This is a genomic window from Sagittula sp. MA-2 (assembly GCF_030126985.1).
Lineage (GTDB): Bacteria > Pseudomonadota > Alphaproteobacteria > Rhodobacterales > Rhodobacteraceae > Sagittula.
The window spans coordinates 1999110-2025595 of the sequence record NZ_CP126145.1; the positions used below are offsets into that span (position 1 = coordinate 1999110).

Sequence of the window (26486 nt, forward strand, 5' to 3'; positions counted from 1 at the left end):
AGCAATTCGCCGCGTGAGTCCAAGCTAAAAGTTTGAAAAGGCGTAAAAGCGGCGGTACGGTCAGCGTCAAGAAAACAAGGGCAGACAGGGATTGTAGCCGAAATGAACATAAAATCTTTCCGGATTTCGGGCCGGTTTCGGAACCGGATCGGAGTTACCGCGAGCGCGATTCTCTGTGCCTCTGCACTGATGGCCGAACCGCAGCACGGCATAGCTATGTATGGGGAGCCTGCGCTCCCACCTGATTTTGTGTCCCTGCCCTACGCCAACCCGGATGCGCCCAAGGGCGGCAAGATCGTTCTGGGCGAGGTCGGCAGCTTCGACAGCCTCAACCCGCATATCCTGAAAGGCACGCCGCCGTGGCAGCTGCGTTTTCTTGCGTACGAAAGCCTTATGGGCCGGAGTTACGACGAACCGTTCACACTTTACGGCGTTCTGGCCGAATCGATAGAGGTCGGACCGAATCGCGACTCGGTTGAATTCACCCTCCGACCCGAGGCAAAATTTTCCGACGGCAGCCCGGTGACGGTCGAGGACGTCATGTGGTCCTACGAGACGCTCGGCACGAAGGGCCACGGCCGGTATCGCGGTTTCTGGGCCAAGGTCGAGAGCATGGAGCAGACCGGCGAACGCTCCGTCCGCTTCACCTTCAACGAAGAGAACCGCGAGCTGGCCCTGCTGGCGGGAATGCGCCCGATTCTGAAGAAAGCCCAATGGGATGGCGTGGACTTCGAGAACTCCGGTCTCGACGTGATCCCGATCACTTCCGCGCCCTACCAAATCACCGATTACGAACCCGGCCGCTTCGTCGAGCTGACCCGCGATCCGGACTACTGGGGCAAGGACGTGCCCTTCAAGGTCGGCACCGACAATCTCGATACGATCCGGATGGAGTTCTTTGCCGATGCCACCGCGCATTTCGAGGCATTCAAGGCCGGCGAAATCACCTCGCTGCGCGAAACGAATGTCGAGACCTGGAATTCGCAATACGATTTCCCCGCTGTGCAGAATGGCGACGTGGTGAAATCGGAAATCGGGCACGAGCGTCCCACCGGGATTTACGGTTTCGTCATGAACTCCCGCCGCGACCTGTTCGACGACTGGCGCGTACGTGATGCCATGATGCACGTCTTCAACTTCGAGTACATCAACGACGTGCAGACCGGCGGCGTGCAGCCGCGGATCACGTCCTACTACTCGAACTCCGAGCTGGGGATGCAGGACGGTCCGGCCGAGGGCAAGGTGCGCGAGCTGCTTGAACCCTTCGCCGACGAACTTCTGCCCGGCGCGCTGGAAGGCTACAGCCTGCCGGTGGCCGACGGCACGGTGCGCAACCGGGCGAACACGGCACAGGCGCTCGACCTGATGGCGGAGGCTGGTTACACGATCGAGGACGGCGTCATGACCTCGCCCGAGGGGCAGCCCGTGACCTTCGAGATCCTGATCCGCCAGGGCCAGACCGACAACGTCTCAATCGCCGAGATATTCTCGACCTCGCTCAAGCGGCTCGGAATCGATGCGACGGTGGTCATGGTGGACTCCGCCCAGTTCGAGGATCGCACGAAGTCCTATGACTTCGACATGGCGTACTACGAACGCGGCCTGTCCTTGAGCCCGGGCAACGAGCAGTACCTCTACTGGGGCGCTGCTGGTGTCGACACGCCGGGCACCGGCAACTGGATGGGCATGAACAGCCCCGCGGCAGAGGCGATGATCGGCGAGATGCTGACTGCCGACACCCACGAGGATTTCGTCTCGGCGGTCCGCGCGCTGGACCGGGTTCTGACGACCGGGCGCTACGTGATCCCGATCATGTACCGCTACGACCTGAGCCGCATCGCCCATGCGAAGGAACTGCATTACCCCGCGAAGCTGCCCGTTTATGGCGATTGGCTGGGCTTCCAGCCTGATGTATGGTGGTGGGAAGAGTGATCGGAGCGGGCCCCTCGGGGCCCATTCCTGCCCCTCAAACCGGCGAGATGACCGGCGGGGCTGGCGAGGCAATGAAACAGGCAAAATAGAGCGAGGTCTCCATGAGAACGATCCTGATACTGGCGCTGGCCGCGGGGCTGGCGGGCTGTGCTACGGTCGAAGGGCTGGGCCACGACATTTCGGGCGGCGCGCGCACCGTGCAGAGCTGGTTCTGAGAACCGACCCCACCCCGGACCGTCCTTTCCATATCTGAAGCGGGGCGTGCCTTGCCCCTGCCCCGGCTGATCCATTCTGCCGGGCATATTAGCGTGCGCGCATGAGGCTTTGACTCACGACTTGTCTGCGTATCGCAGCGGGGCCCTGCGCCACCGGGCGGAATGTGGTATCCTGAGGGCCAAGCACCGCGCTATGAGACCTTTCGCCAAGAGACCCGCGACGCCGCAGCGCCTATTCTGGTCGCGTCATCAAGAAGGCACGGACAAGATGAGTATGCCCGCTGAAGCACAGGTGCGCGGCCCGGAAAAGGCGCTGGTGGTCGACGATCACCCGCTCTTCTGTGACGCGCTGACGCTGACCCTCCAGTCCATCGCCGATTTCCAGGAGATCCGGACCGCCGGCACGCTGGAACAGGCGCTCGAGGTCATGGCGCAGGATTCGGCCATCGGGCTGATCGTGCTGGACCTTAACCTGCCGGACGTGAACGGGCTGGACGGCCTCGTACGGCTGCGCAACGCCGCACCCCGGGCGGCGATCCTCGTCGCCTCCTCCATGGCCGACAACGGGATGATCAGCCACGCGCTCAAGGCTGGAGCGGACGGGTTCGTACCCAAGCATTCGCAGCGGTCGGTCTTCCGCCGCGCGTTCGAGGCCGTGACCTCGGGCCGCTCCTTCGTTCCGGACGGCTTCATCGACCCGACCGGCGGACAATCCTCCGAACCCGACGATGCGCTGGCGCGGCTGGCCTCCCTGACCAACCAGCAGGCGCGCATCCTCTACCTGATCTGCGAGGGCAAGCTGAACAAGCAGATCGCCTTCGACCTCTCCATCGCCGAGACCACGGTGAAGGCCCATGTGACGGCAATCATGCGCAAGCTGGGGGTGCACAGCCGCACGCAGGCGGTGCTGGTCGCGCAGGAGGCGCGGTTCTCCAATGCGGCCGACAGCGGTTTCCGGAAGGACTTGCCAACCGGAATGTGAATACATAATCCTCGGGTGTCGCGCCAAGAGGCGACCATAAGGAACACTTGGAGTGGACGGAGCGCAAGAACGTTCCGCGCGGGAGGAAAGGACCGGGTCGACGGCACTGCGCACCGCACAGGTGCACTGCCTGGACGACGATCCGGTCACAGAACTGGCACAGGCCCTTGGGGACGCTCCCCTTGCGCTGGTCTGTCTGTTCGCTTCGCCTGACGCGGATTTCGCCGCCTTGACGCGGGACGCCGCCGACGCCTTCGGCGGTGCCGATGTGCTGGCCTGCACCACCGCCGGCGAACTGGGCAGCGCAGGCTACGAAGACGGCCAGATCGTCGCCATCGGGTTTCCAAAGTCCCATTTCGAGGTCATCACCTGCGCTGTCGAGACACTCGACCGCTTCGACGAACAGGGGCTGATCGATCGCCTCATCTCCGACCGGCTGGAACTGACACGCCGGGCGCCCGAGATGGGCTCCGAATTCGCCTTCACGCTGGTCGACGGTCTGTCCCTGCGGGAAGAGCAACTGACCGCCGTGCTGGCCACCGGGCTGGGGCCTGTACCGCTGTTTGGCGGATCGTCGGGGGACGGCACCAATTTCGCCGCCACCTTCCTGTCGCGCAACGGCATGGTCCTGCAGAATGCCGCACTCGTCGCCATGGTCCGCACCCGCTGCCCGATCAAGGTTTTCAGCCTCGACCACCTGATCCCCACGGGCGTCCGCATGGTGGTGACCTCTGCGACGCCAGAGGCGCGCGTGGTGCATGAGATCAACGCCGAACCGGCGGCCCAGGAATACGCGCGCCTGCTGGGAAAGGACCCGAACCAGCTTGGCCCGTTCACGTTTGCCGCGCATCCGGTGGTGGTCCGCCTTGGTGACAGCCACCACGTCCGCGCCATCCAGAGGGTCAGCGACAACGGGGACCTCGTGTTCTTTTCGGCGATCAACGAAGGCATGGTCCTGACGCTGGCCAGCGATCAGGACATTGCGAAACACCTTGAAGCCGGGCTGGAAGCAATGGCCGAGGACGGTGCACCCGATCATATTCTGGGCTTCGACTGCCTCCTGCGTCGCATTGCGGCGGGTCAGGTGCAGAAAACGCGGGAAATCTCCTCGCTTCTGCGGCAACACCGGGTGGTGGGATTTTCCACCTACGGTGAGCAGATCGGAGGCCTGCACGTGAACCAGACCCTGACCGGCGTGGCCATCTACCCGCCGGACGACGCTCCGGCGTAACGCCCATGTCGCTGGTCAATCCGAACGACAGTCTCGAACGGCAGAACGAGAAACTGTTGCAGATCGCACAGGCGCTGATGAAGCGCGTCGAATACGGCGCGGAACAAACCGGCGCGGCCTATGCGCAGTTCGAGCGCGCGGCCCTTCTGGAAAAGCGGGTGCGCGAACGGACCCTAGAACTGGAGCGCACGCTCAACTTGCTGCACGAGTCGAACGCGCAGTTGTCTGAGGCGAACGCGCAGGCGGAAGCCGCACGCCGCAACCTCGCCGACGCGATCGAGGCGGTGTCGGAGGGGTTCGCCCTCTTCGATGCCGATGAGCGGCTGGTGATGTGCAACACGCGGTTCTGCATGGACTTCCGGGACACCACGCGCGATCTGTCGCCCGGCCTGGCCTTCGAAGGCTATGTGGCGCGTGTCAGCCGGTCTGCCTACCTTGTCCTGCCCGACGGCGAGACCCCTGAAAGCTGGTCGGCGCGGCGCATCAGGCGGCACCAGGACCGGCACGTCATGTTCAACGTGCAGGTGCGCCCCGGCCGATGGCTGCAGGTGTCGGAGCATCGCACGACCAACGGCGGCACGGTTGTCCTTCAGACCGACGTGACGGACCTCGTCCGGATCGAGCGGGCCGAACGGGACCGGCTGCGCGACAAGCAGGCAGTGATGGTCCGGGCGACGCTGGACCACCTGAACCAGGGCGTCGGCATCTTCGACGATCAGGGGCGGCTCGTAGGCTGGAACGGCAAGCTGGGGGCGCTGCTGGCGCTCGACGCGCGACGGTTGCAGATCGGGGCCTCCTTCGCGGGGCTGATCGAGCGGCTGGCGCTCGACGTGAGGTTCACGCAGGGTATCGACCGGGACGGGTTCCAGCGGTGGGCCATGAGCCGCGATCACCGCGCGCCGATTTCCTTCGAGGTCACGCGCGGTGAGCGGACGGTCCTTCAGGTCTTTGGCCGCGGCATGCCGGACGGCGGTTTCGTCGTCTCTGTCACGGACGTGACGTCCGAGCGCGAAGCGGCGCGGCGCCTGTTCGAGATGAAGGAAATCCTCGAACAGCGCGTGATGGAACGGACGCTTGAGCTGGAGGATGCGCTGTCGGCGGCGGAGCGGGCGAACGCGTCGAAGTCTCGGTTCGTGGCGGCTGCCTCTCATGACCTTCTGCAACCCTTGTCGGCGGCGAAGCTCTACGTGTCCTCCCTCGCCGATCGTTGCCAGGGCACCGCCGAACATGCCGTCCTGGAAAAGGCGGAATCGGCGCTCACCTCGGCCGAACAGATCATCGACGCGCTTCTGGATATCTCCAAGCTCGACTCGGACGGCATCCACTTCAACGTGCGCCCCGTCAGGATGTCCGAGATCCTGCGCCCCCTGAACGACGAGATGAGCGTTCTGGCCGAGCGCAAGGGGCTGGAGTTGACCATCGTCGACAGCAACCTGATCGTCGAGAGCGACCCGACCTATCTGCGCCGTATCGTGCAGAACCTGCTGGGCAACGCCATCCGCTACACCATGGACGGCAAGGTGCTGGTCGGCGTGCGGCGCAACGGCGGCTCGGCCCGGATCGAGGTCTGGGACACCGGACCCGGCATCGCCGAAGAGGATCAGAACGCCATCTACGAGGAATTCCGACGTCTCGACACCAAGGCTTCCACCAACGAGGGGCTCGGGCTGGGTCTTGCCATCGTGGAACGCGCCTGCGCGCGGCTGGGCCATCCGCTGGGTCTTTGGTCCGAGGTGGGGCGCGGCAGCTGCTTCATGGTCAACGTGCCGATTGCGGGCCACGCGCCCGGAACCGCCGATGCCCGTCCACGCAGCGCCCGCCCGGTGAAGTTGTCCCATGCCGGCCTGATCGCGTTGATGGTCGAGAACGACCCGACCCTCCGCCGCGCCCTGTCGATCATGCTGGAAAGCTGGGGCGTGAACGTGATCGAGGCGGAAGACGCCGCCTCTGCCCTGTCGTTGCTGGACGACCTGCAACTGCGCCCGGATGTCCTGCTCTTGGACTACCAGCTTGGGCCGGGGGCAAACGGCATTGGCCTGTACCACGCCATCAACGACGGGGTCGCACGACCCCTGCCCTGTGCTGTGATCTCGGCAGATCGCTCACCCCAGTTGCGGCAGGACTGCAAGGCGCTCGGGATCGAACTGCTGGCCAAGCCGCTCGACCGGCACAAGCTGGGCCGGTTCCTCGAAGAGGTGGCGCGGGAGATGAACTAACGCCCGGGGCGCCGCGCCCCAACTACGCCCCTATGCTTGGCCCGCTATTAACCCATTTGCACCCGGTTCGCAGCAGGCCAAACCAGCCGGTCACCGCATACCGCTGCATTTCCCGCGTGCGACCCCCTTGCCCACGTGATGCGGGTTCAGCACGAGGATCCAGCGCGGCGGGTAACCCGGCGCCTGCGTACGGCGATAGGTACATCCTTCGGGCGTGGTCATGTAGTCGCCGCCCTGCGGCGCGACGTAGTTCTGCGCGAGGTACGGCTGTGCCTGCGCGAGGATCATCTGCTTGGGTGTCTCTGCCTCGGATGCGGTCAGCGATGCCAGCCCCAACGTTGCTGCGGCGAATGCGGTGAAGGCCATTTGGCGGTATCTCCCTCAGGGTTGATCTGTGGCGCAGCTGGCGCACTTGCCGGAAATTCCCCCGGATGCACGACAGACAGGTGGACAGAAGGCGGCAAATCCGTGTCCGAAGCATCGCATTTGAATGTAAATGGAGTTTTTACAACGCCCTGTACGGCGACGCTAAAGCGCGATCACGATGTCGGCCCGCAGGCCGCCCAGATCGTCGCTTTCACCCAGCCTCAGGACGCCGCCGTGCGACCGCGTGATGTCGGCGGCGATGGCAAGCCCCAGGCCCACGCCGGAACCCTTGTCCTGATTGCGCGCCGGATCGAGCCGCACGAAGGGTTTCAGCGCGCTCTCGCGATCCTCGGGGGGGATGCCCGGGCCGTCGTCCTCGACGCGTATGCGCAGGGACCGCTCCGTCATGTTGGCCGACACCCGGCATTGCGTGCCGTAACGCGTGGCATTGCCGATCAGGTTCTCGACCGCCCGGCGCAGGGACCGCGGCCTCAGCGCCGCCTCGCCCTGCCCGTCCAGTGCGCCCAGGCTGACGTTCTGCCCCGCCCGCTGCGCATCCTCGACGATGGAGGTGATCAGGGCCATCGGGTCGACCGGCTCCGGAGGGCCGGCCTGCGCATCGCCCCGCGCAAAGTCGAGGAAGGTGTCGATCAGGCGCTGCATCTCTTCCACGTCCCGCTCGAGCGGTTCCCGGTCCTCGTCATCGAGCAGGGACAGCCCAAGCCGCAACCGGGTGATCGGCGTCCTCAGGTCGTGGCTCACCCCCGACAGCATCATGGTACGCTGCTCGATGTGCCGCTCGATCCGGCTCCGCATGTCGACGAAGGCCCGGCCCGCCGCCCGTACCTCGGTCGCGCCGGATGGCGAGTATCGCACGATGCGCCCCTTGCCGAAGGCCTCCGCCGCCTCGGCCATGCGGGTGATCGGCCGCAACTGGTTGCGCAGGTACAGGAAGGCGATCAGCGTCATCAGGAAGCCGAAGAACAGCGTGTTGACGAAGAGCTGGTGCGCATTGGTCGCCGAGCTGCGCGTCCGGTCCACCGACACCAGCCAGAGCTGCCCGTTGCGCCGGATGTACAGGTTCACGCTCTTGTCGTCCGGCAGGTCGACCTTCTCCAGGCCCCGCACCCGTGCCTCCAGCGTCCGGATCACGATGAGGCCGGTGAAGTCGTACCATCTACGCAGGTTCTCGGCCGGCTCAGCCGAGTCGTCGACGCGTTGCGGAAAGATCCCCAGCAGGCCGTCGACCCGGTTGTCCACCGTTTCGTCCATGGCCAGGTTCACCGCGCGCGAAAGCTCCCGGCTCAGTTGTTCGGTGACGTCCTCGAAGTGCCGCTGGACGAAGACCACAGACACGACCAGTTGCAGCGTGACCACCGGCAGGACGAGGATCAGCGCGGCGCGCCCGAAAAGACTGCGCGGCATATAGCGTTTGAGCCATTGGAATGACATTCTGCCCTCCGGACAAGCCGCATGTGCGGCGTCGTTGGAGAGGCATGATGCAGGACCCACAGCCGGACTTCCAGCCGGTTCCCGGAAAGCCGGATGAATTGCTGCCGGGCGTACGCCGGGTGGTGGCGCCGAATCCGTCGCCGATGACGTTTCGGGGCACCAACAGCTATCTCGTGGGCACGCGCGGGCTGGCGGTGATCGACCCGGGGCCGGATATGGACGCGCATCTCGACGCGCTTTTGGCTTCGGTCGGCCCGGATCAGCACATCAGCCATATCCTCGTGACGCACGCCCATCTCGACCACTCGCCGCTGGCGCGCAGGCTTTCCGACGTGACGGGTGCGCCGGTGTTCGCTTTCGGCGACGCAAAAGCGGGCCGCAGCGCGGTGATGACCCGCCTGGCGGAGGGCGGCCTTGTCGGCGGCGGCGAAGGCGTGGACACGGCATTTGCGCCGGACCACCGCCTCGCCGACGGAGACACCGTGACCGGCGACGGCTGGACGCTGGAGGCGCTGCACACCCCGGGTCACATGGCCAATCACCTGTCCTTCGCACTGGATGGCACGCTGTTTTCCGGGGACCTCGTGATGGGCTGGGCCACCTCGCTGGTCTCGCCGCCGGACGGCGACCTGACGGCCTTCATGACCTCGCTCCGCGGGTTGGCCGAACGGCCATGGTCACGCTTCCTGCCGGGGCACGGAGACGCGGTGTCACAACCTGCCGCACGTATCGCTGACCTGCTGTCGCACCGCGAAGGCCGGGAAACCTCCATCCTCGCTGCGCTCTCCGACGGCCCCGCCACCGCGACAGAACTCGCGTCCCGGATCTACGTCGAGACCCCCCCGCCTCTCTTGCCTGCGGCCACCCGCAATGTCCTGGCGCATCTGATTGATCTCGTTGAAAGAAGCGCCGTGAGACCGGTCGGAGAACTGCGGGCCGAAGCCAGGTTTTCCCGGCTCTGACAATCGGTTGGCATGTTTTCCGAAAAAAGTGGCGAAACCCTCTGGACGACCTGAATCGCCATTGCTATACGGCCCACGTGTTCCGGCGTAGCTCAGCGGTAGAGCAGTTGACTGTTAATCAATTGGTCGTAGGTTCGATCCCTACCGCCGGAGCCATTATCGAAAAAGCCCAGCAAAGTCCGTGACTTAGCTGGGCTTTTTGTTTGGCAAGGTCATTCTCATCCCTCTGTGCCCCAAAGCGCGGTTTTTACTGCGCCCAAAGAGTCGGAGCCAAAGATGGGACGAATTGCTTACCTGACGAAACGCGGTGCCGTGTGGTGGTATCGCCGCCGCTATCCGGTTATTGTCATATATCCATCACAAAATAACCAAATATCAGTGCCTTGTTGCGACAATGGTACCAGCCTGCAAGCGCGTGGCCATTTGGCGGTTAGCTTGCGCACCCGCTCCAAGAGAGAAGCCCGCATTCTCGGTGCCTTCATCTCTGCGGATTTTGAGCGTGCGTGGGCGATGATCGAGGCAGTGATGAACGAACACGAATTTGATACCGACATGATGGACGCCATAGCGATGACTATGGCCAAGCATTTCCGTTCTCTGATCGAGAAAATCGCCCACGGGCCAGCGTCGAGCTTCCCCGATGGTGTCAAGCTGCGCGCCTACCGCATCTTGGAACAGGACTTGCGCAAGGCGCTCGGTGTCGAAGGTAAGGTGATCGTGGCGGACGCACAGCCAACCGCAGGGGTCGAGGAATGCCCCCCGACGGAAGCGATGTGCCAAGCGGAGCGCGAGGCCCTCGCCTATGAGGAAGATCGCGGGGATGACTACTGGGAAAAATGTGGTGAACTTTTCGACCCTGAAAATGAGCCGGAATACCCGCACCTCGCCCATATCGGTGAAAATGCACGAACCAACGACGACTATTATGCCGACTATGTCGTGGCGGATTTCGGCCTGCATACACATGCGTTCCGTGCGACATTGTCGGAGTATTTGGCTGCTTGCGAACGGTTGAGCCTTGATCCGTCCGATGCCAACGCCGCTTTCCCGCTTGCGTTGAAAGAAGCAATCGACGCGGCGCAAAAAATCGGAATGGTTCCCGCGCCTGAACCAAAGTCATTGCCTGCGCCTGCGCCGCGAAAGAACAGCACCCAGAAGTTTGCCGACTTTGCCGATAAGTACCTGGCCCTTCGCTGCCAAGGCTACACGCTCGCGCGCGAAGATGAGACAGCCGATGCCGCGACGGGCCGGAATTTCGAACGGACCTCGTTGCGCAACTGGCAATCGTCGGTTCGATTGTTCGTTGAGATCGTCGGTGATCTACCACTGTGTGATATTGGCAAAGAGGAAGTCAACGAATTCAACGATTGGCTTCAAAGACTTCCCAAGAACTTCGGTAAATCGTCCAAAGACAAGCGCACCGCGCGCCAGTTTATCGAAGACGCCGATGAGCACGACACAATCGGGATCAATGAGCTGATTGAAAAGCTGCGACGCGAGGGCAAGCCGCCCGGTGAGATCGAAGAAGCCGCTGCCGCAGCCCGTGTCGTGCGGCTGTCCGCGACAACGATGAAGCGCCATCAGCAAGCATTGCACGCAATCCTCGCCTATGCACATGAAAGCGGCGCGATTGACGGCAACCCGTTCAAAGGGCGGACACTGACCACATCCGAGATCAAAAGGCGCAAGCGAAGCGAACGGCGCGTGGAGCGGGTTGGATGGGGCGAAGACATTTATGCCCTGCTCGGCTCGGAAATCTTCCAGAACGAGCTGGCAGAACAAGACGAGCCGCTTTTCTGGTGCCCACTGATCGCGATGTACGCGGGCTTGCGGCTGGAAGAAATCTTGCAACTGCGTGTGAACGACTTCTTCTCGGACGCTGGGATCATGGCCGTGCGGGTCCAGAACGAGATTGGCTCGCAGGAAGTAAAGTCGGAGAACGGTTTTCGAAGTGTTCCGCTGCACAAGGCCTTGATTGACATTGGTCTGCCAGAACTTGTTGCCCTTCGCCGCCAACAGGGCCTGAGCCGCCTGTTCCCCCATATTGAGCGCTCAAAGTCCAAGGGGACGCTCAGCGCGATCATGTCGAAAAGGTTCGGCTATTACACCGAAAGCCGGGGCATCAAGAAGCCGGGTCTGGACTTCCACGCGCTTCGCACAGAGTTTCACGTCAGACTCGCGCGGGCAAAAGTACCTGATCATGTGCGCAAGGGCTTGATGGGACACGAACAGACCGATGTGACCCACAAGAACTATTATCGTCTGGGCGAAACCATCGAAGCTCTCAAAGAGTACGTGGACCTCAACGACATTGATCACTCTGGCGTTCGCTCCCCGTTCGGGAAAACCTACCACAGGGCTGCCCCACACTTGCGGGTCGTAAACAGCGCAAACGGCTGATGCGCGGAACCGCCCTCACGCGCGCGGGTGCCTTTATCCCGCGCGCGCGGGGGCACGCATTAACCGCGTGCGTGAAGGCGCGAGAAGCGCATTGCATCGGAAAACGTCAGCTCGAAGCGATAGCCAATCCACAGGCGCGCCAAATCAAAACTTCGCCGCAATATGCTCGATTTATTGCCGCATTACCTAAGAATCGCGCCAAAGTCATGACGCAATCGAGGCCCTGAATCTCGAGAAAACCGAAGGTCAATACTTTTCTTTTATTTTGTTTCAATGCCTTACAGTCTGATTGAAAACTTTCTTCTGCTCAGATCCCAAACCAGCATTGCCGAAACAAAGTATCCGTTCATGTCCACTCCATCAACACCAACTGATGGAAATTGCCATGAAAGACCTTTTCGATACCAACGCTAAAACACTGTCCGCGCTGATCAATGCAGACTGCCTTGATACACTAAAATCAATCGATTCGAACTCGGTCGACGCCCAAGTGTACGATCCGCCATACGAGGAAGTGCTGGACCACTACTGGGACAAAAACCTAAACCTTCTTCCGATTTGGGAAGAGTCGTTTCGGGTCTTGAAGCCGGGTGGATATCTTGTGGTTTTTGGAGACCACCGCAGGTTTCACCGAACAATCTGCCAGCTCGAAGATATCGGCTTCACGCTCATATCTGGGATGGGCTGGACCTATAACAACGGGACACCAGCGTGCCAAAAGATTGATGACCTACACCACGCCCGCGTGAAACCCGGAATCGAACCAATCGGCTTGTTTATGAAGCCGCTGCTGGAAAAGACTTATAAGGCGCACCGCAAAAAGCACGGAAACTCCGGGCTTCGGGTCAAAAACACCGTTCCCGGCGTAAAGATGACAAAGTCAACCTTTGACTACCGAAAGCCAAGCCCGACGGAGAGAAACCTCGGCGTTGAACACCTGCAAGCAAAGCGGGTGAACAAACGCGACGAAAGTGGCCGTTCGCTCCACGGCACGACGAGCCGTAAGAACCACGGCCCCTGCGTCAAGCCCGTGCAGCTAATGTACCATTTGTTGAAGCTCGTAACACCGAAGGGAGGTACCGTGATGGACGCATTTATGGGAACAGGCGCAACCGGAATGGCGGCGGCTTGGGCTGGCTTCAATTTCATCGGAATTGAGCGCGACAAATCGTATTTCGAGGTTGCCAAGCTGCGGGTCGAATACGCCCTTAACAATCCAATGCCAAAGTTTCCGCTTTACGCAGCACAGCGGAAGAAAATTAAGAAGACGGAAAAGTCTTTCTCCAATCCTGCATCACACACGACGCCTTGGATTGAGGCGACGACTGACTTGGGCATGCTCGTGCCATTGCGTCGCCCAATCCGGGTCACGCGCGCAATTCAAAAGCTTTTGGCGAGCGCCTCCACCCTTTTTGTCAATGCCGTCAATTCAATCAAGGATATGGTCAATAAGCGCAAAGTCTCGCGCCGTCGGCATACAAAAAAGACAGTGTCCATTGCTGGCGTCAGCCCACACGGCACCAATCTGCCGTTTAACCGCCTCCCCTTCGTAAAGATGCTCCCCCTTGTATTCCACAACAAGAATGCGGCCATCGGTCAGCATTGCGATGAAGTCGGGGTAGAATTTCCCGTGGGGCAATTGCAGCCAGAAGGACGAGCGCTTCCGGTCAATATTGCGCACCCAGTATCGAACCTTGTCGTGCCGGTCGATGTGCAGCGCACAGTCCCGTTCGTCGTCGCTGTCAAACGCGCCAATCAGCGAGAAGTAATGCTTGTTGAACTTGGTCGCACCGGAGTAGGGCCGGTTCGGCGCGTGGCTCTGCTCGTCGAAGATGATGGACAGGTCCGCGCTCGTCTGAAAGTCCTCAGCGTTGGCGGCAAAAAGGGCGCTGTACTGGCTTGTTTCACGCTCGCCACGAAGGTCTTTGATGAACTGCGCAAGCGCTTTCCGAAGGTCATATTTGTTGCGGGCCAGCACATCCAGCGCAATCCCAGAGGCCACCAATTCTTCTATGGCCTTGGATATGAATACTACCGCGCTTGGCTTGGGGATATCGGGATGGACGATGCCGCTGTCCAGCCAGTTGGCGAGGCGCGGCAAGGTCCAAGTCGGCTCACGAACAACGCCCGCAAGCTGGCCTTGTAGCTGGTTGATGAAGTTGATTTCGACCTTGCCCTTATCACTGACATTTATCGTACCGGTTCGGCTCGTATCAGAGGGGCGGAACCGGTTCTTGATGTCGCTCACATCGCAGGTATCCAGCCGCCACGGCAGGTCAAGAAAATGCTCCTGTGAAAACAGTTGCAGCTCGCCCTGTTTGCGGAACCCCAGCATCGGCACAATGAACGGCGGCTTGTCCTCGTCGTCGGCGGCGCTAGTCTGGAAGTTGTTCGTCTTCGCATAAAGCCGGTCGATGGCCTTACCCACCTGCGGGACCGAAGCCAGCCCGAGGTGTAGCAGATTCCGGCTCTCGCGGGTCATTGGCCCGGTGTAGGACAATGTCCGTGTATCGGCGTCGAACGAAACCCGCGTTTTCACCGAAGGCGGCAGTTTGGCGATGGCCGCGATGATCGTCTCGGGTTGCGCGGTCTCTTCCGGCAAGGGGTCGGACTGGTGCTGATAGGTGTCCGCCTCTTCCGAGAACCCCAAATTTTGCTGTGGCGCGACGATATCGTCGGCCTCCAACCGATTGAACCCGGCCCCTTCCACAAGGCCGGTTTTGAGCTGTTGCGCCGTCGTGTCAAAGCTGCGCGACACGATATAGGCATAGGATTGGTTCAGCGCGTCCCGCCGTTTGCGCTTGGCCTGCGGCATGCGCAGAATGCGGCCCAGGATTTGCTCCACCGCCACGGGCGAAACCTGATCGGCCACCGAACATAGCACATAGGCAAAGGGACAATCCCAGCCTTCTTTCAGCTTCGACACGGTGATGATGTAGCGCACCGGGCATTTCGGGGCGCGGATATCGTCAATCCCGTCAAGGTCTTTGCGCGGCCCCGTGTGAACAGCGATCTGTTCCTTCGGGATGCGCTGGTCCTCCATCAAATGCTTCTCGATGGTCTCCCATGTCAGCCGCGTCGGGTCTGTCTTTGACGCGCTTTGCGCCTGAAACAGGATGATCGGGCGGATATACTCGCCGGTCTCGGCCTCTTCGGCCTTGGCGGCGTCTTCCAGCATTCGCTGACAATCCAGCGCCGCGCCCACGGTCTTGGCCCATTCCCCGTCCGTTGTCAGACGGATGGGCATCTTGATCATCTCTTCCGCTTTCAGCTCGGCGGCGGAAACGGCATAGAGGATGTTGGACGCGTGCTGGCCCCGCTCGGGCTTGTGCTCGGTCTGCGGCGTGGCGGTCAGTTCCAAGATCAGCGACGGGCTGAACCGCGCCAGCGTGCGGAAGGACAGATCGCTGCGGCTGTTATGCGCCTCATCCACGATCACCATGGGCCGGTGCAGGCGCAAAAGATTGGCCAATGACGCCACCGGGCGGCTTGTGCCCTCTACCAGATCAAGCGGCGCTTTTTGCTCTTCGGTCAGGCTGGCGAAGTGATCCATCAATGCGCCCGCGTCTTCGTAAACCTTCAAGCCCTCGGGGTTTTCCTTGCCGCTGTCGTCTTCGCGCCGGAAGGATTGAATGGTGGTCACGATCACCACCGCCCCGCCGGTCGCGTCGGCGCGGGACATGGCCAAGGCCTCGGTCTTGGTCATCACCGTGAAATTGCGGTTGAAGTCGCGGGCAAGCGCGGCGCGATACGGGTGGCCCTCGGTCTTCAAGGCTTCAATCGTCTGGTCAAGGATGGCGGTGGACGGCACCAGCCAAAGCACCATGGGGTTGGCCACTGTCAGCAATTCGCGCGCGGCAATGCCGATGGAATGCGCGGCCAGCAAGGTCTTGCCGCCGCCGGTGGGCACACGCAAGCAGACATAGGGCGTGCCTTGGGCCACAGCGGGCGCATTGCGGAACGGGAACTTGGTCGCCTTGTAAAACGCCAGATCGGCCCCCTGTTCGGCGGTGTCGCGCAGGTAAGAGGTCAGCCGATCAAGCGAGATACGTTGATATTCTTTCAGCTCGAAATTGGTCGCGGCCATGTCACACGCCCTCGACCTGATAAGGGATCTGCTTGAACACCACGCCCTCGGATTTCAGCCGGTCGGGCGATACGGTGCAGCCTTCGGCATAAACAACGCGGCTGCCCTCGAACCCTTCGGGCGGCGCGGGCAGATTGGCAAGCGCATCGGGGGTCAGCACATTGCCCATGGCCTCGCGCGGCATGCCCTCTTGGCCGGGGGCGAAAAGCAGATAGACCGCCTTGCCGCCATGCTTGCCAAGGTAAGGGCTGATGCCTGTCGCCTTGGACGGGATCGGCACGCCGGTTTCGGCAAAGAAGATATGTGCGGCCAGATCGGGAAAGCTGACGGCGGTGTCGATATCGCCAAACTCGTTGAAAAGCGGCACACCAAGGCGGCAATAACGGAACCCGCCGCCCAGCCCCTCGACGGGTTTGGACGGGTCGCCTTTCTTGTTGTAGCCGCCAGCGACACGCCGCAACCGCTCGGCGGTAATCTGCGATGCAATACCTTCATCCATTTCGACCAAAATAAATCGCCGTTGCTGTTCGTCGGATTTGTTGAGGTCCAACACAGCATGACCTGTTGAGCCAGAACCCGCAAACGAGTCCAGAACAATATCGTCGCCAGTTGTGACAAAGCTGATTAGGTCAGACAAAAGTTCAATCGGCTTGGGAGGTGTCGAAAAGGGCCGCTTCTTCTCAAAGAGAATGTCCTTGATCTCATTTGAACCACGGCGACCGTCGAGGTCGTAAAGGCTGGAAAGCTTACTCTTCCACTCTTCAATGTAGACCTTTAACTCCACAATCTTGTCTTCATCAGCACCAAAAATGAATCGCTTTTCCTCTAAGAGCCTATCCCTTGTTTCCTCGGGAAAGCGATATCCCATCAATGGCTTCTTGGTCGGCTTTCCAGTCTTTGGGTGTAAAATATCATAGACGTAACCTTCTTTTCCGGGGTTGTGGACTGACCGGCTTCCGGTGAACACACTTCGTTCGTCTATTTCATCATATTCTTGAAACGGCCAAAGATACGGCTTCTGCTCCTTGAACCACTCTCGATATTTTTTTTGCCGCTCTTGATTGTTCTCAATGCCCGGAAGCTCATCAACCAGATGCTTGGCCTTCTCTTGAATAAACTCACGAATTGGCGATGCAGGACTCTTCCAGTGCGGCGTTACCTTGTCTTTGGCTTTGGCGAAACAGACGATATACTCATGCTCAATCACAATGCGGCTTGGGTTGTTATCTGTTGCGTTTTTCCAGCATATTGTGCCAAGCCAATTGGATTTGCCAAAAACCTCATACATCAAACTGGTTAGGTGCGTGAGTTCATTGTCGTCGATACTTACGAAAATGACGCCGTCTTCACGCAAAAATTCCCGAAGCAACCGCAAGCGCGGATACATCATGCAAAGCCACTTGTCGTGGCGGGATAGGTCTTCGGCTTCCTTGCCGACTACCTTGCCCAACCAAGCCTTGATCTCAGGTGAGGCGACATTGTCGTTATAGACCCAGCCTTCGTTCCCGGTGTTATACGGCGGGTCGATATAGATGCATTTCACCTGTCCGCCGTAATAGGGTAACAGGGCTTTCAGTGCCTCTAAGTTGTCGCCCTGCACCAGAAGGTTGCCCGCGTCCGGGTTGCCTGCGGACAGATCGCCATCACAATGCACCAGCCGATACGGCACCTCCGCATGGTGATGTTCGACGGCGTCTTTTCCTATCCAGTTCAAAGTCGGCATGATCTGTCCCGCTCGCGCTGCCTCGGATTCGGGCAGGTTGTTGATTTTTGGTCATTCTAGACAGGCCAGCCCGGCGCGCAACCATCCCGTGCCCTGGGGCAGCCCCGCGCGCGGTGGCCACGGGCAAAAAAGTTGAGAAATTTCTTGGGTCTGGGGGCGTTTGAACCAATCTTCAATCTGTCGGGCAGCAAGGCCAACAAGTACACCGCCGCGTAGGCGGCTTAGTAAGCAATCCCCTCTTGAAGGATCAAGACAAACGCCACCCCCGCCCGACGCTGGCTCCGTAAGCAAAACGCCCCCGGCCTTTCGGTCGGGGGCGTTTCTTGTCGATTGAGTGCGATCAGCGGAGTCGGTAGATTTGCGTGCGGTACCAGTCACCCCAGTCTTCGCCCGCCGTATTGGGGTCATCGCAATGCGCTTGCGCCTGCTCCAAAGTCAGGTTGCGTTTCACAACTCTTCTCTTGCCGCCGTGCCGTATGCGCACAATCTCATACTTTGTGATGACCTCTCGGTAAGCGTCATACCAGCCTTCGCCACTTGTTTTGCGGTCTTCAAAATACGCCCGCGCCTCTTCATAAGTCAAACCGCGCCGGATAATCCGTTGCTTGCCGTTTTCGCGATGGCGGACAATGATGTAGGTTATTTCATCGATTTGTGAGAACATGTTTTAACTCCGTAGTTGTTCTAAAATGAATTTGGGTTCGGCCAAAAATCGCGGAAGAAAAAACATCAAAAACAGTAAGGTTGGGGCCGCTTATTCAGCGGCCACCTTTTGGCTTGCCTCGGTCAGGCCCTGGACAAAGTCCAAGGCCTTTTGCGCTTCGCTTGCTGCACGGAAGATGGCGCGATTGTCTTCCTTCATCGCTTTCATCCAGCCTTCGATATATGCCCCGCTCTGCTCAAAATCCGGGGTCAGGCCAAGGGTCGCACAAATCAGGCAATTTCCGATTTCAGCCACCAGCTCTTCGAAGGCATAGGCCTTGCGGTCGCTGTGTCGCTTGAACCGGTCCAGCCGTTTGTCCGCGCCGGTCCAATGTATCAGCTCATGGGCCAAGGTGGCGTAGTACCCATTGGCCTCATGGAAGGTGTTCGCCTCGGGTATATGGATGAAGTCGCCGCCGATATTGTAGAACGCGCGCGGCTGGTCGCTGTGCCGGATATCCGCGCCGGTGGCGGCAAAGAAGGCGTCCAGCTCGGGGTCGCGCTCGGTGCCCAAATCCCGCGCCGGGTTGGGCTTGGTGTAGAACTCTTCCGGCAAGCCGTCGATCTGATCGGCATTGAACACGCGGTAGGATTTCGCGAAGGGAATGACTTTGGTTTCGCCCTCGTTGGCGTCGTCTTCGATCTCGGTCGTGGTGTAGTAAACCACCTGCGATGACTTCTCGCCCTTACGCACGGCCCCGCCAAGGTCTTTCGCTTGCTTGAAGGTCATCCAGCGCGCGGCCGTGTAGCCCTTGCTTGCCGCGATGGACCACAACACCAGAACATTGATCCCGCGATAAGGCTCGCCATTGTGCCGCAGGGGCAGACCTGCGCCCCCTGCGCCGCCGGTCCAAGGCTTGCGCCACGGTGCGCAACCGGCCTCGATGGCAGCAATGATCTGATCGGTGATTTCTTGTTGAATGCTGAATTTCTGCTTTGTCATAATCGTCTCCGTTGTTGAAAGCACGGACGATGTGCGTTCGATTTCAGATCCCGGAAGAAGATTTCTGACCGTCGGGTGATTGGTGTTGATCGGTCGGTTTCTGTTCCGAAAATCAGTGCTGATTTCAGGACTGACGCCGCAGGCGCCTGTTCCTGCAAATCTGCCACGTGGCGAACGCGGGAGGGGGCGAGGCAAGTTTTGAAAAGCGGAGGGGTATCACCCGGCAACGCAGCGCGGCGTCAGCCGTGACCGTTGTTGGGGAGACCGCTTTTCAATGCTTGCCCGAGGGGGAGGGCCGCGCCCTCACCCTGACTTTTGGTGGTTTGCTTGCCGTGCGTGGCGCTGCACTGTCTGAGTGCAGCAGCCCACGGAAATTCTTTTCTTGGTTGAAGGCTTTGCCCAAACAGGATCAACTGGTTGTCATAACTCGACAATGAAAGGTCCAGCCGTGCCGAACCGGTTTGTTTTTCGCCAAGTTCATTTTGAGGACCTGCCAACATTCTTGGCGGATGGTGAAATCAGGGCGAAAAACCACTTGGCTCCACAGAGCTGCCACCAGACCTCGTATAAGGATATTGTCGATCGTCGTGGTACGGACGAATTTGAGATGCCGAACGGCTGCGTGGTCAACGACTTTGTGCCGTTCTATTTCAGCCCCATCACATCGTTCACTTACACTATTTACATGAAGAATGTGCCATTGGTCTCCCCTGAGGGACTGGAACTTCGCAAAGCTTGCGAAGATGATCGGATCTTCTTGGTCAGCTCACCACAAGCGTTCGTAGGTACCGGATTGTTCACTTGTTTCAGCGACTATGCATTGAATTCAAGAGCACCGATGCCAACGATTGAAACCGACCTCACGAAGCTAGAAGATCACGTCCACTGGAACGTCTTCGATGAAGCACCAATGGTTGCGGCCATACCCGACATCGGCTACTCGGGCGTTTGCAAGTGGTACCACAACATGGCAACACCGCCAGAACGAATGACGCGTAGCGCCAAGCGCATGGCCGAATTTTTGGTTCAAGACGCTGTACCATTGGACAAAATCATGTGTATCGTGGTGAAAACAGACGCGATGCGAGCTACCTTGGGAGGGATGATGGCTGCTTCGGCTTGGGACATCCCGATCCTGACAAAGCGTGGGTGCTTCTACGGATGACGATACGAACCAAAAAAGGAGATATGTTTGCCGAGCCTGTTGAGGCTCTGGTTAACACCGTCAATTGTGTAGGCGTCATGGGAAAAGGCGTCGCCTTGGAGTTCAAGAACAGATGGCCCGCGAACTTCCGGGCCTACAAATCTTTGTGCGATGCCAAAGGCTTGCAGCCCGGAAAAATGTTCGTTTTCGACACCAAGGAGCTGTTCACCTCGGAAGGTCCGCGCTACCTGATCAACTTCCCAACGAAGGCCCACTGGCGCTCAAAGTCGAAGATGAAGTACATTGAGGACGGTCTCGATGCGTTGGTTGAGACCATCCGAGAGCACGAGATAACGTCCATCGCGATCCCACCCTTGGGGTGCGGAAACGGTGGGCTCGACTGGGCGGATGTTAGGCCGCTAATCGAAGCGAAGTTATCGAATCTCGATGACGTTGACATCGTTTTGTTCGCGCCCAAGCACGCCGCTGACGCGCCTGAACACGTGCATTCGGGTCTGACGATGACGTTCCCGCGCGCCATTCTGCTCAAAGCACTAAATGATCTCGAACGCTTTTTTGATGGGTCTTTCGACAGAATTTCGCTGCAAAAAATCGCATACTTTCTGCAAGCTTTGGGCGTGGACTTCAAACTGAAATTTGCCCGCAATCTGCACGGTCCCTATTCCGAAACCTTGAAGTTGGCCTATGTCTCTATGGAGCGTCACGGGATGATCGACGGCTTCCTGAGCGGCGAGCGTCAATCGCACGTGACGCCCAGCGGATGTGCAGTGGCCAATGAGTATTTGAACACCACTGACCGGAAAGCCGACGATGTAATTGATCGGTTGAGCAAGCTCGTTCAGGGGTACGAAAGTCCATACGGGTTAGAGCTTTTGTCCTCGGTTCATTTGCTTGCTCATCACGAAGGTCATTTCCCAGTGGAAAAGATCATTCAAGAGATGCAGGGATGGAGTGAAGCAAAGCGGAACAAGTTCAGCGATGACGCGATCCGCGCTGCCTACGACCGTCTGAAAGAAGATGGCCTGCTAAATTAACTCAAACTACTCTTTGCCGAAGAATACTCTTGCTCCTCCGCGACAGTTGAGGCCTGTTTTTATTTCTCTGTATGGAAACAGAGGCCAAAACAGTTTTGGCCCTATGGTCTTTGGGAGCTTGGGCGCAAGGCGACGAACTATCGCGCGATCAAAGCGCTTTATCAAAATATAACTTAAATTCATAGACTTACTATAACGCAGGGCGCCTCAAAACCGTCGCAACCGTTCCGCCCAAGATTTTTCTGACCGGGCACAGGAAAAATATTTTGGATTGTTCTCCGTTTGTACCCAGCTCCTGATCGCAACAGGAGAAGAGTACGCCATGAGACACATTCACATCCCCAAACCAGACTACATCGGAACAACACCTGAGATCATTGCGCGCGTGCTGCGCGCTCGGAATCCCGGCCTTTCCTATCGCGACCGAAGCGCCTTAACCCGCGCCACCCTCGGACGGCGCTTCATGGACAAAGAGGTCTGTGTGTTGCGTGCGCCCGGAAACGACAAGCGGATGATCGCAGTGGACACGCCCTTGCCGCCGTTGGCCCGATCACATGTCGAAAGCAAAGCCATCATCCGGTGGGTTGACGACAATGGAACCATCATCCTCGAACCCATCAAATAACCCGATCCGAACCATAGCGGAGCCAAACCTACCATTTGAAAGGAAACAATTATGGAGCATCAAAGCAAGCAATACGAACGCGTCAAGAAGGCGCTGGCAAAAGCCGAAAAAATTGAAACCAAGAAGCTAACTAAGGAACAATGCGCTGTCATTGAGCACGACACCCCGCGCAAGGTCCGCCCTGCGACCAACGCGATACTGGCCCGTGCAGGCGCAGGCTTCGACCTTACACATTTGGGCAACTCTGATCGCTTTCTGGCCAAATACGGCACCCGAACGGCCTTCGCGATAGGCGCTGGCTGGGTCGTCTTCGATGGTTACTGCTGGGACCGGTATTCAGGAAACGAACGCGCCAAGGGAATGGCCGGAGAGATTGCCCGCGCCATAAAGGAGGAATGTAAGTTCCTCAAAAAGAAGCAAGTCCCATATAGACTGCAATGGGCCGCAAGTTCGGGCCGTGCCTCGGCGATCAACGGTTCGTTGGATGTGATGAAGCCAGCGGTTATGGTTTCGCTCGATGTGTTCGACCGGCAACCTCATCTGTGGAACGCCCAGAACGGCACGCTTGATCTGACCACTGGCCAGCTCGCACAGTTCTCGCCCGCTGATATGCTGACCGGGATGGGGCCGGTGGACTACGACCCGAAGGCACCGTGCCCAGCATGGGACGCGTTCATCACCGATATCACCTGCGGTGATGGCACGCTCGCCGGGTTTCTCCAACGCGCTGTCGGGTATTCGATGTTCGCGCATCAGGAAGAACAGGTTGCTTTTTTTCTCACAGGCGATGAAACGAACGACAAGATGAACGGGAGCAACGGCAAAAGCCTGTTTCTCGCGATCATGGCTGCGGTCTTCGGGCAATACCAGACCGGCGTGGACAAGGGACTGATCACGCAGGCCTCGCGGAAATCCGGCATCAACAGCGATGTTGCGGCCTTGTCGGGCAAACGCCTTGGCATCGGCGGAGAGTTCGACCGCAACGATGTGATGGATGAACGCGAGTTCAAGCGCCTGACTGGGGACGACGTGATCAAGGCGCGCTTCCTACGGCAGGAATATTTCGATTTTTACTCGAAGGCGACGCTTTGGTATGCGACAAATTACATGCCGCTTATCCAGAGCCAGGACGCCGGGGTTTACCGCCGCACGATCATCATCCCCTTCCTTGCAAAGTTTCACGACGCCCATGAATGCCCCGAAGGCGGAAAGGTCAAAGACCCAAAATTGAAGGCTCGGTTGTTGGAAGAGTTGGAAGGCATTTTCCGCTGGTGCGTCGAAGGCGCGGTGGCCTATGCCCAAGGCGGGTTGAATGTGCCGGGGCATCTGTATGCCGTCCGCAACGCCAAAAAGGGCGATTTTAACCCGCTGTCGGACTTCGTTTCCATGTGCCTCGATATCAGCCCGGACAAGGTCGAACCAGCGAGTGATCTCTTTCGGGCATACGAACGCTTTGCCGAGGTCAATGAGGGCGAAAAGCTCCCGTGGGCCAAATTTGGCCGCCGCCTGAATGGTATGGGCATTGTCAAAGATGCGGATTTATCCAAGCGGCGCATCCATCGCCGTGGGGCGGGCTTGAACGAAACCGGCAAGGCCTATTTAGACGGCACGCGCGGCCTGATTGAACTCGAAAATAAGGACCGAGCTGAACACCTGCGCGTCGTGTGACACATCACCGACCTCGTTGTCGCTGCGAGAGCGCTTTGCGGGCTTCCTGCTCCCAAAAGCGCTCCCAGTCCCTTGCGTCGCGTTTGTGGGCCTGTTCTTCATCCTGTGTCACATCGCTGGGCGGCGCGATAGGTGTTGCCGTGTCCTTGGACTGGCCCGGCTCCGCACGGTTCTTGCCTGTGTTCGGCGGGGACGTTGGTTCGCTGAACTGGACAGAGGCCGTGGCGATTTGCGAAACGGCCCTCCCTGTGGCCTGCCAGATTGCCCGGTGTGCGGCATTGGCGGTCTTCCGGGCGGCGGCATAGGCAAGGTAGGATGCCACGCGTTTCGGTGTCGGAGGCAAAGCCCGGCCCGAGATCATGGCCGCTCGTGTGGCCGCTTGGTGTTTGCGCAGCATCGCATTGACCTTTGGGCCGCGATGAACGCCGGGGATGTAGTCCGGGCCGTTGCCCTGCGGTTTCCGACCCAGATTGACGCGGGTGGCGGCTCCGACGCGAACAAGTTCCGCATTCACGCGCTTTTCCCAATCCTTGCGCCGCCGTTCGATTTCAACCTTGCCCTGCTTGGCGTCGGTCAGCTCGCGCACCTTCGCGCCGAATACCGGGCGGCCTGATCCGCTGGCAGTCATCCTCCGATCTGTCTCGACAATGTGGATGTGCCAGTTCTTTGCGCCTTCGCCATAGGCCTCGGGGTTAGGCGCGTGCAGTGCCCATGTGCTGGCGATGCCGTATTGATCCCGAAGCCACAGGCAATGGCCCCGCGCGACACGCTGCGCCGCCTCGTGTCCGCCCTCGCACAATTCATGGGGCAGCGCGATCACCGTCTGGCGTCCGGGCCGTTCGTTGATTTTCTTCGCAGCGCCCTCGGCCCCGTTCCACAGTTCCGCAAGGGTCCAGTCCCGTGATCCGTCCGGGCCGACGACTTCCCAGTGGAGCACATCGCCTTGGCCATCCTTGCGCCAGAAGGTCTTGTCCCGGCGCACATCGTACAGGGGTTCGCCGGTGATATAGGCCGCATAATATACCGCGCTTTGGTCCTTGCGCCGCGCAATCGGTTGGGTCTTGTAATGGACCGCTTTGCTCGCGATCTGGGTTGTTCCTGTTGTCATGACCTGCCTCCCTGTCTCGAAATCCGAAGGGTCAAATCCGAGATAGGTCCAAGCGGTAGCAATCTGAAAAAGCGCGATGTATCCGTTGGAAACAGAGGGCGATTTCGGGCACGCCCGCCGCAGGCGGTGGCGATCAGGCCCGACGCTGCAAACAGAGTTTGCGTAATTGCGCCTTTCAGGTTCTTCCCTCGCGCGCCTCACTTCCCCCGGTCAAAATTTTCCCCTGTGCGCACTGCACAGACAATTCCGCGCGCCAAGATTTGGGATCACCCCACCTTGTTTCCTATGTCCTGAAAAACACCAACACAGGAGGGGTCGATGGCACGGATCACACAAGCCCAAGTCGAGAAGGCTATGCGACTGGCACACGAAAAAGAACGGGCGTTCAAGGAACAGGAACGCAAGGCAGAAAGCCGCAAGAAGGTCATCCTTGGCGGTCTCATCCTGCTCGCTGCGCGGAACATTGAACGGGAGGGATTGCCAAAGGACAAAGCCGTGGGCTTCTTCCAATTCCTCGCCAATCAAAAAGGCATCGCCCTGCGTGATGCGCGTCTCCTCGCGGAGCGGTTGGAAGACGATTACGCCGCCCCGTTTCAGGAGGCCACCGCAAGATTGGAGGCGCAATGTGCCAGTCTCAATTCGGGAGGATCACAGTGATGGAAAAATTTCCTTGGGATGATGACGCAATTTCCAAACCTGCGCACAACGCCACAAACGAACTACCGCGCTCTTTGTCGGCCCGCGAACTTGTGGCGCTTGGTTTGCCCGTAGATGACCCGTTCTGGATGTCGCCCGAAGCCTTCGACGCGCATCTTGCTGAGGTTGAAGGCCTGCAAGCCGCACAGGTCAAAACACTTGGACCTGATGCGCCCGCCGCGCAAAATATCCGCGTGGCGTCTCCCAGCCGTGCACCCTTACCCTCGCTTGATCCGCGCAAGAGGGGGGCAGCCGTGGCCGAACTCCCCGAAGCCGTGCGACGCGCGGTCGAGATCATCGCCAAACCACACGCCCCGGACGATCAAGCCATCGGGGCCGCTGCCTATCTGCTGAAATGGCACCAAGCCGAATATCGACGCCGCCCGACGCTGAAAGGAATGGTCTCGTGGTGGTGGAAGGCGGCCCGCCGCCTTGTTGATATCAGGAGTCTTTGGGCTGATGAAATCCGGCTCATCTGGAAAACTGACGAATGTCCGTACGCGCTCGACCCTGCCAGCGCGTCGGTGAATGCCTTCTACGGTGTATTGGCCCACCACGCGGCCCGCGTGTTCATTGCAGCACAGGGCCACAAGCCCGATGACGATGCGGGGCGCGACCTCATGCGGAAGGCGGGGTTTTCGACGCACGAGATACCAAAGGGCAAATCCTCGCGCGGTTCTGCTCGGCAAAAACGCCCAAGTTTACGCACTTGACTGTGTCGCTTCGATGGGCACAATGCAGGTCCGAAGGCTGTTTCGCAGAGGGTCGGCCTTTGATTTTGTTGGATTTTTCCGGAGCTTCTGCGGCCCCTACCGCCGGAGCCAAAATCTTCAAGATGTAGGCTAACACCTTTGGCTGCGAGGCTTTGCTCTGTGCAGCCGGCAGCCCGGTCTGGGAAACCCTGCCGCATGGGTGAGCCATCAGGTTGCACGCGTTCCACAGGCCGCAACCGTCTTGCCTCACATACAGGCGTACTGTT

The 26486-nt window shown here is 59.6% G+C and carries 20 protein-coding genes, 1 tRNA gene and 1 pseudogene; 15 read left to right on the forward strand and 7 right to left on the reverse strand.

Features of this window, described 5'->3' with window-relative positions; translation table 11 throughout:
- Positions 1 to 102: 102 nt before the first annotated feature.
- The 5 genes from QNI11_RS09925 (at position 103) to QNI11_RS09945 (ending at position 6576) form a co-directional block, all read left to right on the forward strand.
- Positions 103 to 1932, forward strand: coding sequence for an extracellular solute-binding protein (locus QNI11_RS09925; protein WP_373418434.1), 1830 nt, complete (start codon positions 103 to 105; stop codon positions 1930 to 1932).
- 101 nt (positions 1933 to 2033) lie between these two features.
- Positions 2034 to 2147 (forward strand): entericidin EcnA/B family protein, encoded by a 114-nt coding sequence (locus QNI11_RS09930; protein WP_100930620.1) that lies wholly within the window; start codon positions 2034 to 2036, stop codon positions 2145 to 2147.
- 274 nt (positions 2148 to 2421) lie between these two features.
- Positions 2422 to 3129, forward strand: coding sequence for a response regulator transcription factor (locus QNI11_RS09935; protein ID WP_100930619.1), 708 nt, complete (start codon positions 2422 to 2424; stop codon positions 3127 to 3129).
- 52 nt (positions 3130 to 3181) lie between these two features.
- Complete coding sequence (locus tag QNI11_RS09940) at positions 3182 to 4360, forward strand: FIST N-terminal domain-containing protein (protein WP_283983279.1); 1179 nt, start codon at positions 3182 to 3184, stop codon at positions 4358 to 4360.
- Positions 4361 to 4365: 5 nt separating this feature from the next.
- A complete protein-coding gene (locus tag QNI11_RS09945; RefSeq protein ID WP_283983280.1) occupies positions 4366 to 6576 on the forward strand; it encodes a PAS-domain containing protein in 2211 nt (736 codons plus the stop codon).
- Between the two features lie 90 nt (positions 6577 to 6666).
- On the opposite strand, the gene QNI11_RS09950 is transcribed toward QNI11_RS09945, so the two are convergent.
- The gene (locus QNI11_RS09950) at positions 6667 to 6942 is read right to left on the reverse strand and encodes a hypothetical protein (protein ID WP_005863151.1); all 276 of its coding nucleotides are present in this window, start codon (positions 6940 to 6942) and stop codon (positions 6667 to 6669) included.
- A 162-nt stretch (positions 6943 to 7104) separates the two neighbouring features.
- The gene (locus QNI11_RS09955; RefSeq protein WP_283983281.1) at positions 7105 to 8394 is read right to left on the reverse strand and encodes an ATP-binding protein; all 1290 of its coding nucleotides are present in this window, start codon (positions 8392 to 8394) and stop codon (positions 7105 to 7107) included.
- Between the two features lie 47 nt (positions 8395 to 8441).
- On the opposite strand from QNI11_RS09955, the gene QNI11_RS09960 reads away from it, so the two are divergent.
- The 4 genes and pseudogenes from QNI11_RS09960 to QNI11_RS27725 all read left to right on the forward strand — a co-directional run.
- Positions 8442 to 9356: an MBL fold metallo-hydrolase gene (locus QNI11_RS09960; protein WP_283983282.1), complete on the forward strand. Its 915-nt coding sequence runs from the start codon at positions 8442 to 8444 to the stop codon at positions 9354 to 9356.
- Between the two features lie 81 nt (positions 9357 to 9437).
- A tRNA-Asn gene (locus QNI11_RS09965) sits at positions 9438 to 9512 on the forward strand.
- A 120-nt stretch (positions 9513 to 9632) separates the two neighbouring features.
- Positions 9633 to 11756 carry a site-specific integrase gene (locus tag QNI11_RS09970; protein WP_283983283.1) on the forward strand — a complete coding sequence of 708 codons (2124 nt, stop codon included), beginning with the start codon at positions 9633 to 9635 and terminating at the stop codon, positions 11754 to 11756.
- A 385-nt stretch (positions 11757 to 12141) separates the two neighbouring features.
- Positions 12142 to 12933 (forward strand): annotated as a pseudogene (locus tag QNI11_RS27725) (site-specific DNA-methyltransferase); the annotation flags it as partial.
- A gap of 252 nt (positions 12934 to 13185) precedes the next feature.
- On the opposite strand, the gene QNI11_RS09975 reads toward QNI11_RS27725, so the two are convergent.
- The 4 genes from QNI11_RS09975 to QNI11_RS09990 all read right to left on the reverse strand — a co-directional run bounded on the left by QNI11_RS09975 (position 13186) and on the right by QNI11_RS09990 (position 19211).
- Positions 13186 to 15843 carry a DEAD/DEAH box helicase gene (locus QNI11_RS09975; protein WP_283983284.1) on the reverse strand — a complete coding sequence of 886 codons (2658 nt, stop codon included), beginning with the start codon at positions 15841 to 15843 and terminating at the stop codon, positions 13186 to 13188.
- A gap of 1 nt (position 15844) precedes the next feature.
- Entirely contained in the window at positions 15845 to 17566 is a 1722-nt protein-coding gene (locus QNI11_RS09980) for a site-specific DNA-methyltransferase (RefSeq protein WP_283983285.1), read from the reverse strand.
- A 340-nt stretch (positions 17567 to 17906) separates the two neighbouring features.
- Entirely contained in the window at positions 17907 to 18230 is a 324-nt protein-coding gene (locus QNI11_RS09985) for a hypothetical protein (protein ID WP_283983286.1), read from the reverse strand.
- A 90-nt stretch (positions 18231 to 18320) separates the two neighbouring features.
- Positions 18321 to 19211, reverse strand: a complete 891-nt coding sequence (locus QNI11_RS09990) for an ArdC family protein (RefSeq protein WP_283983287.1) — start codon at positions 19209 to 19211, stop codon at positions 18321 to 18323.
- 355 nt (positions 19212 to 19566) lie between these two features.
- Between QNI11_RS09990 and QNI11_RS09995 the strand changes: the two genes are divergently transcribed.
- From QNI11_RS09995 to QNI11_RS10010, 4 genes are all read left to right on the forward strand, one after another.
- Entirely contained in the window at positions 19567 to 20376 is an 810-nt protein-coding gene (locus tag QNI11_RS09995; protein ID WP_283983288.1) for a DUF4433 domain-containing protein, read from the forward strand.
- On the forward strand, positions 20373 to 21410 hold the full coding sequence (locus QNI11_RS10000; RefSeq protein ID WP_283983289.1) for a macro domain-containing protein: 1038 nt from the start codon (positions 20373 to 20375) through the stop codon (positions 21408 to 21410). The genes QNI11_RS09995 and QNI11_RS10000 overlap by 4 nt, the downstream gene beginning before the upstream one ends.
- Positions 21411 to 21732: 322 nt before the next feature.
- Positions 21733 to 22035 carry a hypothetical protein gene (locus QNI11_RS10005; RefSeq protein WP_283983290.1) on the forward strand — a complete coding sequence of 101 codons (303 nt, stop codon included), beginning with the start codon at positions 21733 to 21735 and terminating at the stop codon, positions 22033 to 22035.
- A 51-nt stretch (positions 22036 to 22086) separates the two neighbouring features.
- Positions 22087 to 23703, forward strand: a complete 1617-nt coding sequence (locus QNI11_RS10010; RefSeq protein ID WP_283983291.1) for a phage/plasmid primase, P4 family — start codon at positions 22087 to 22089, stop codon at positions 23701 to 23703.
- 4 nt (positions 23704 to 23707) lie between these two features.
- On the opposite strand, the gene QNI11_RS10015 is transcribed toward QNI11_RS10010, so the two are convergent.
- Complete coding sequence (locus QNI11_RS10015; protein WP_283983292.1) at positions 23708 to 24811, reverse strand: MobA/MobL family protein; 1104 nt, start codon at positions 24809 to 24811, stop codon at positions 23708 to 23710.
- 318 nt (positions 24812 to 25129) lie between these two features.
- Here QNI11_RS10015 and QNI11_RS10020 point away from each other — a divergent pair, with 318 nt between their 5' ends.
- Together QNI11_RS10020 and QNI11_RS10025 are read left to right on the forward strand one after the other, a co-directional pair.
- Entirely contained in the window at positions 25130 to 25468 is a 339-nt protein-coding gene (locus tag QNI11_RS10020) for a hypothetical protein (protein WP_283983293.1), read from the forward strand.
- Entirely contained in the window at positions 25468 to 26220 is a 753-nt protein-coding gene (locus tag QNI11_RS10025) for a hypothetical protein (protein ID WP_283983294.1), read from the forward strand. Before QNI11_RS10020 ends, QNI11_RS10025 begins: the two co-directional genes overlap by 1 nt.
- The last annotated feature ends 266 nt before the right edge of the window (positions 26221 to 26486 follow it).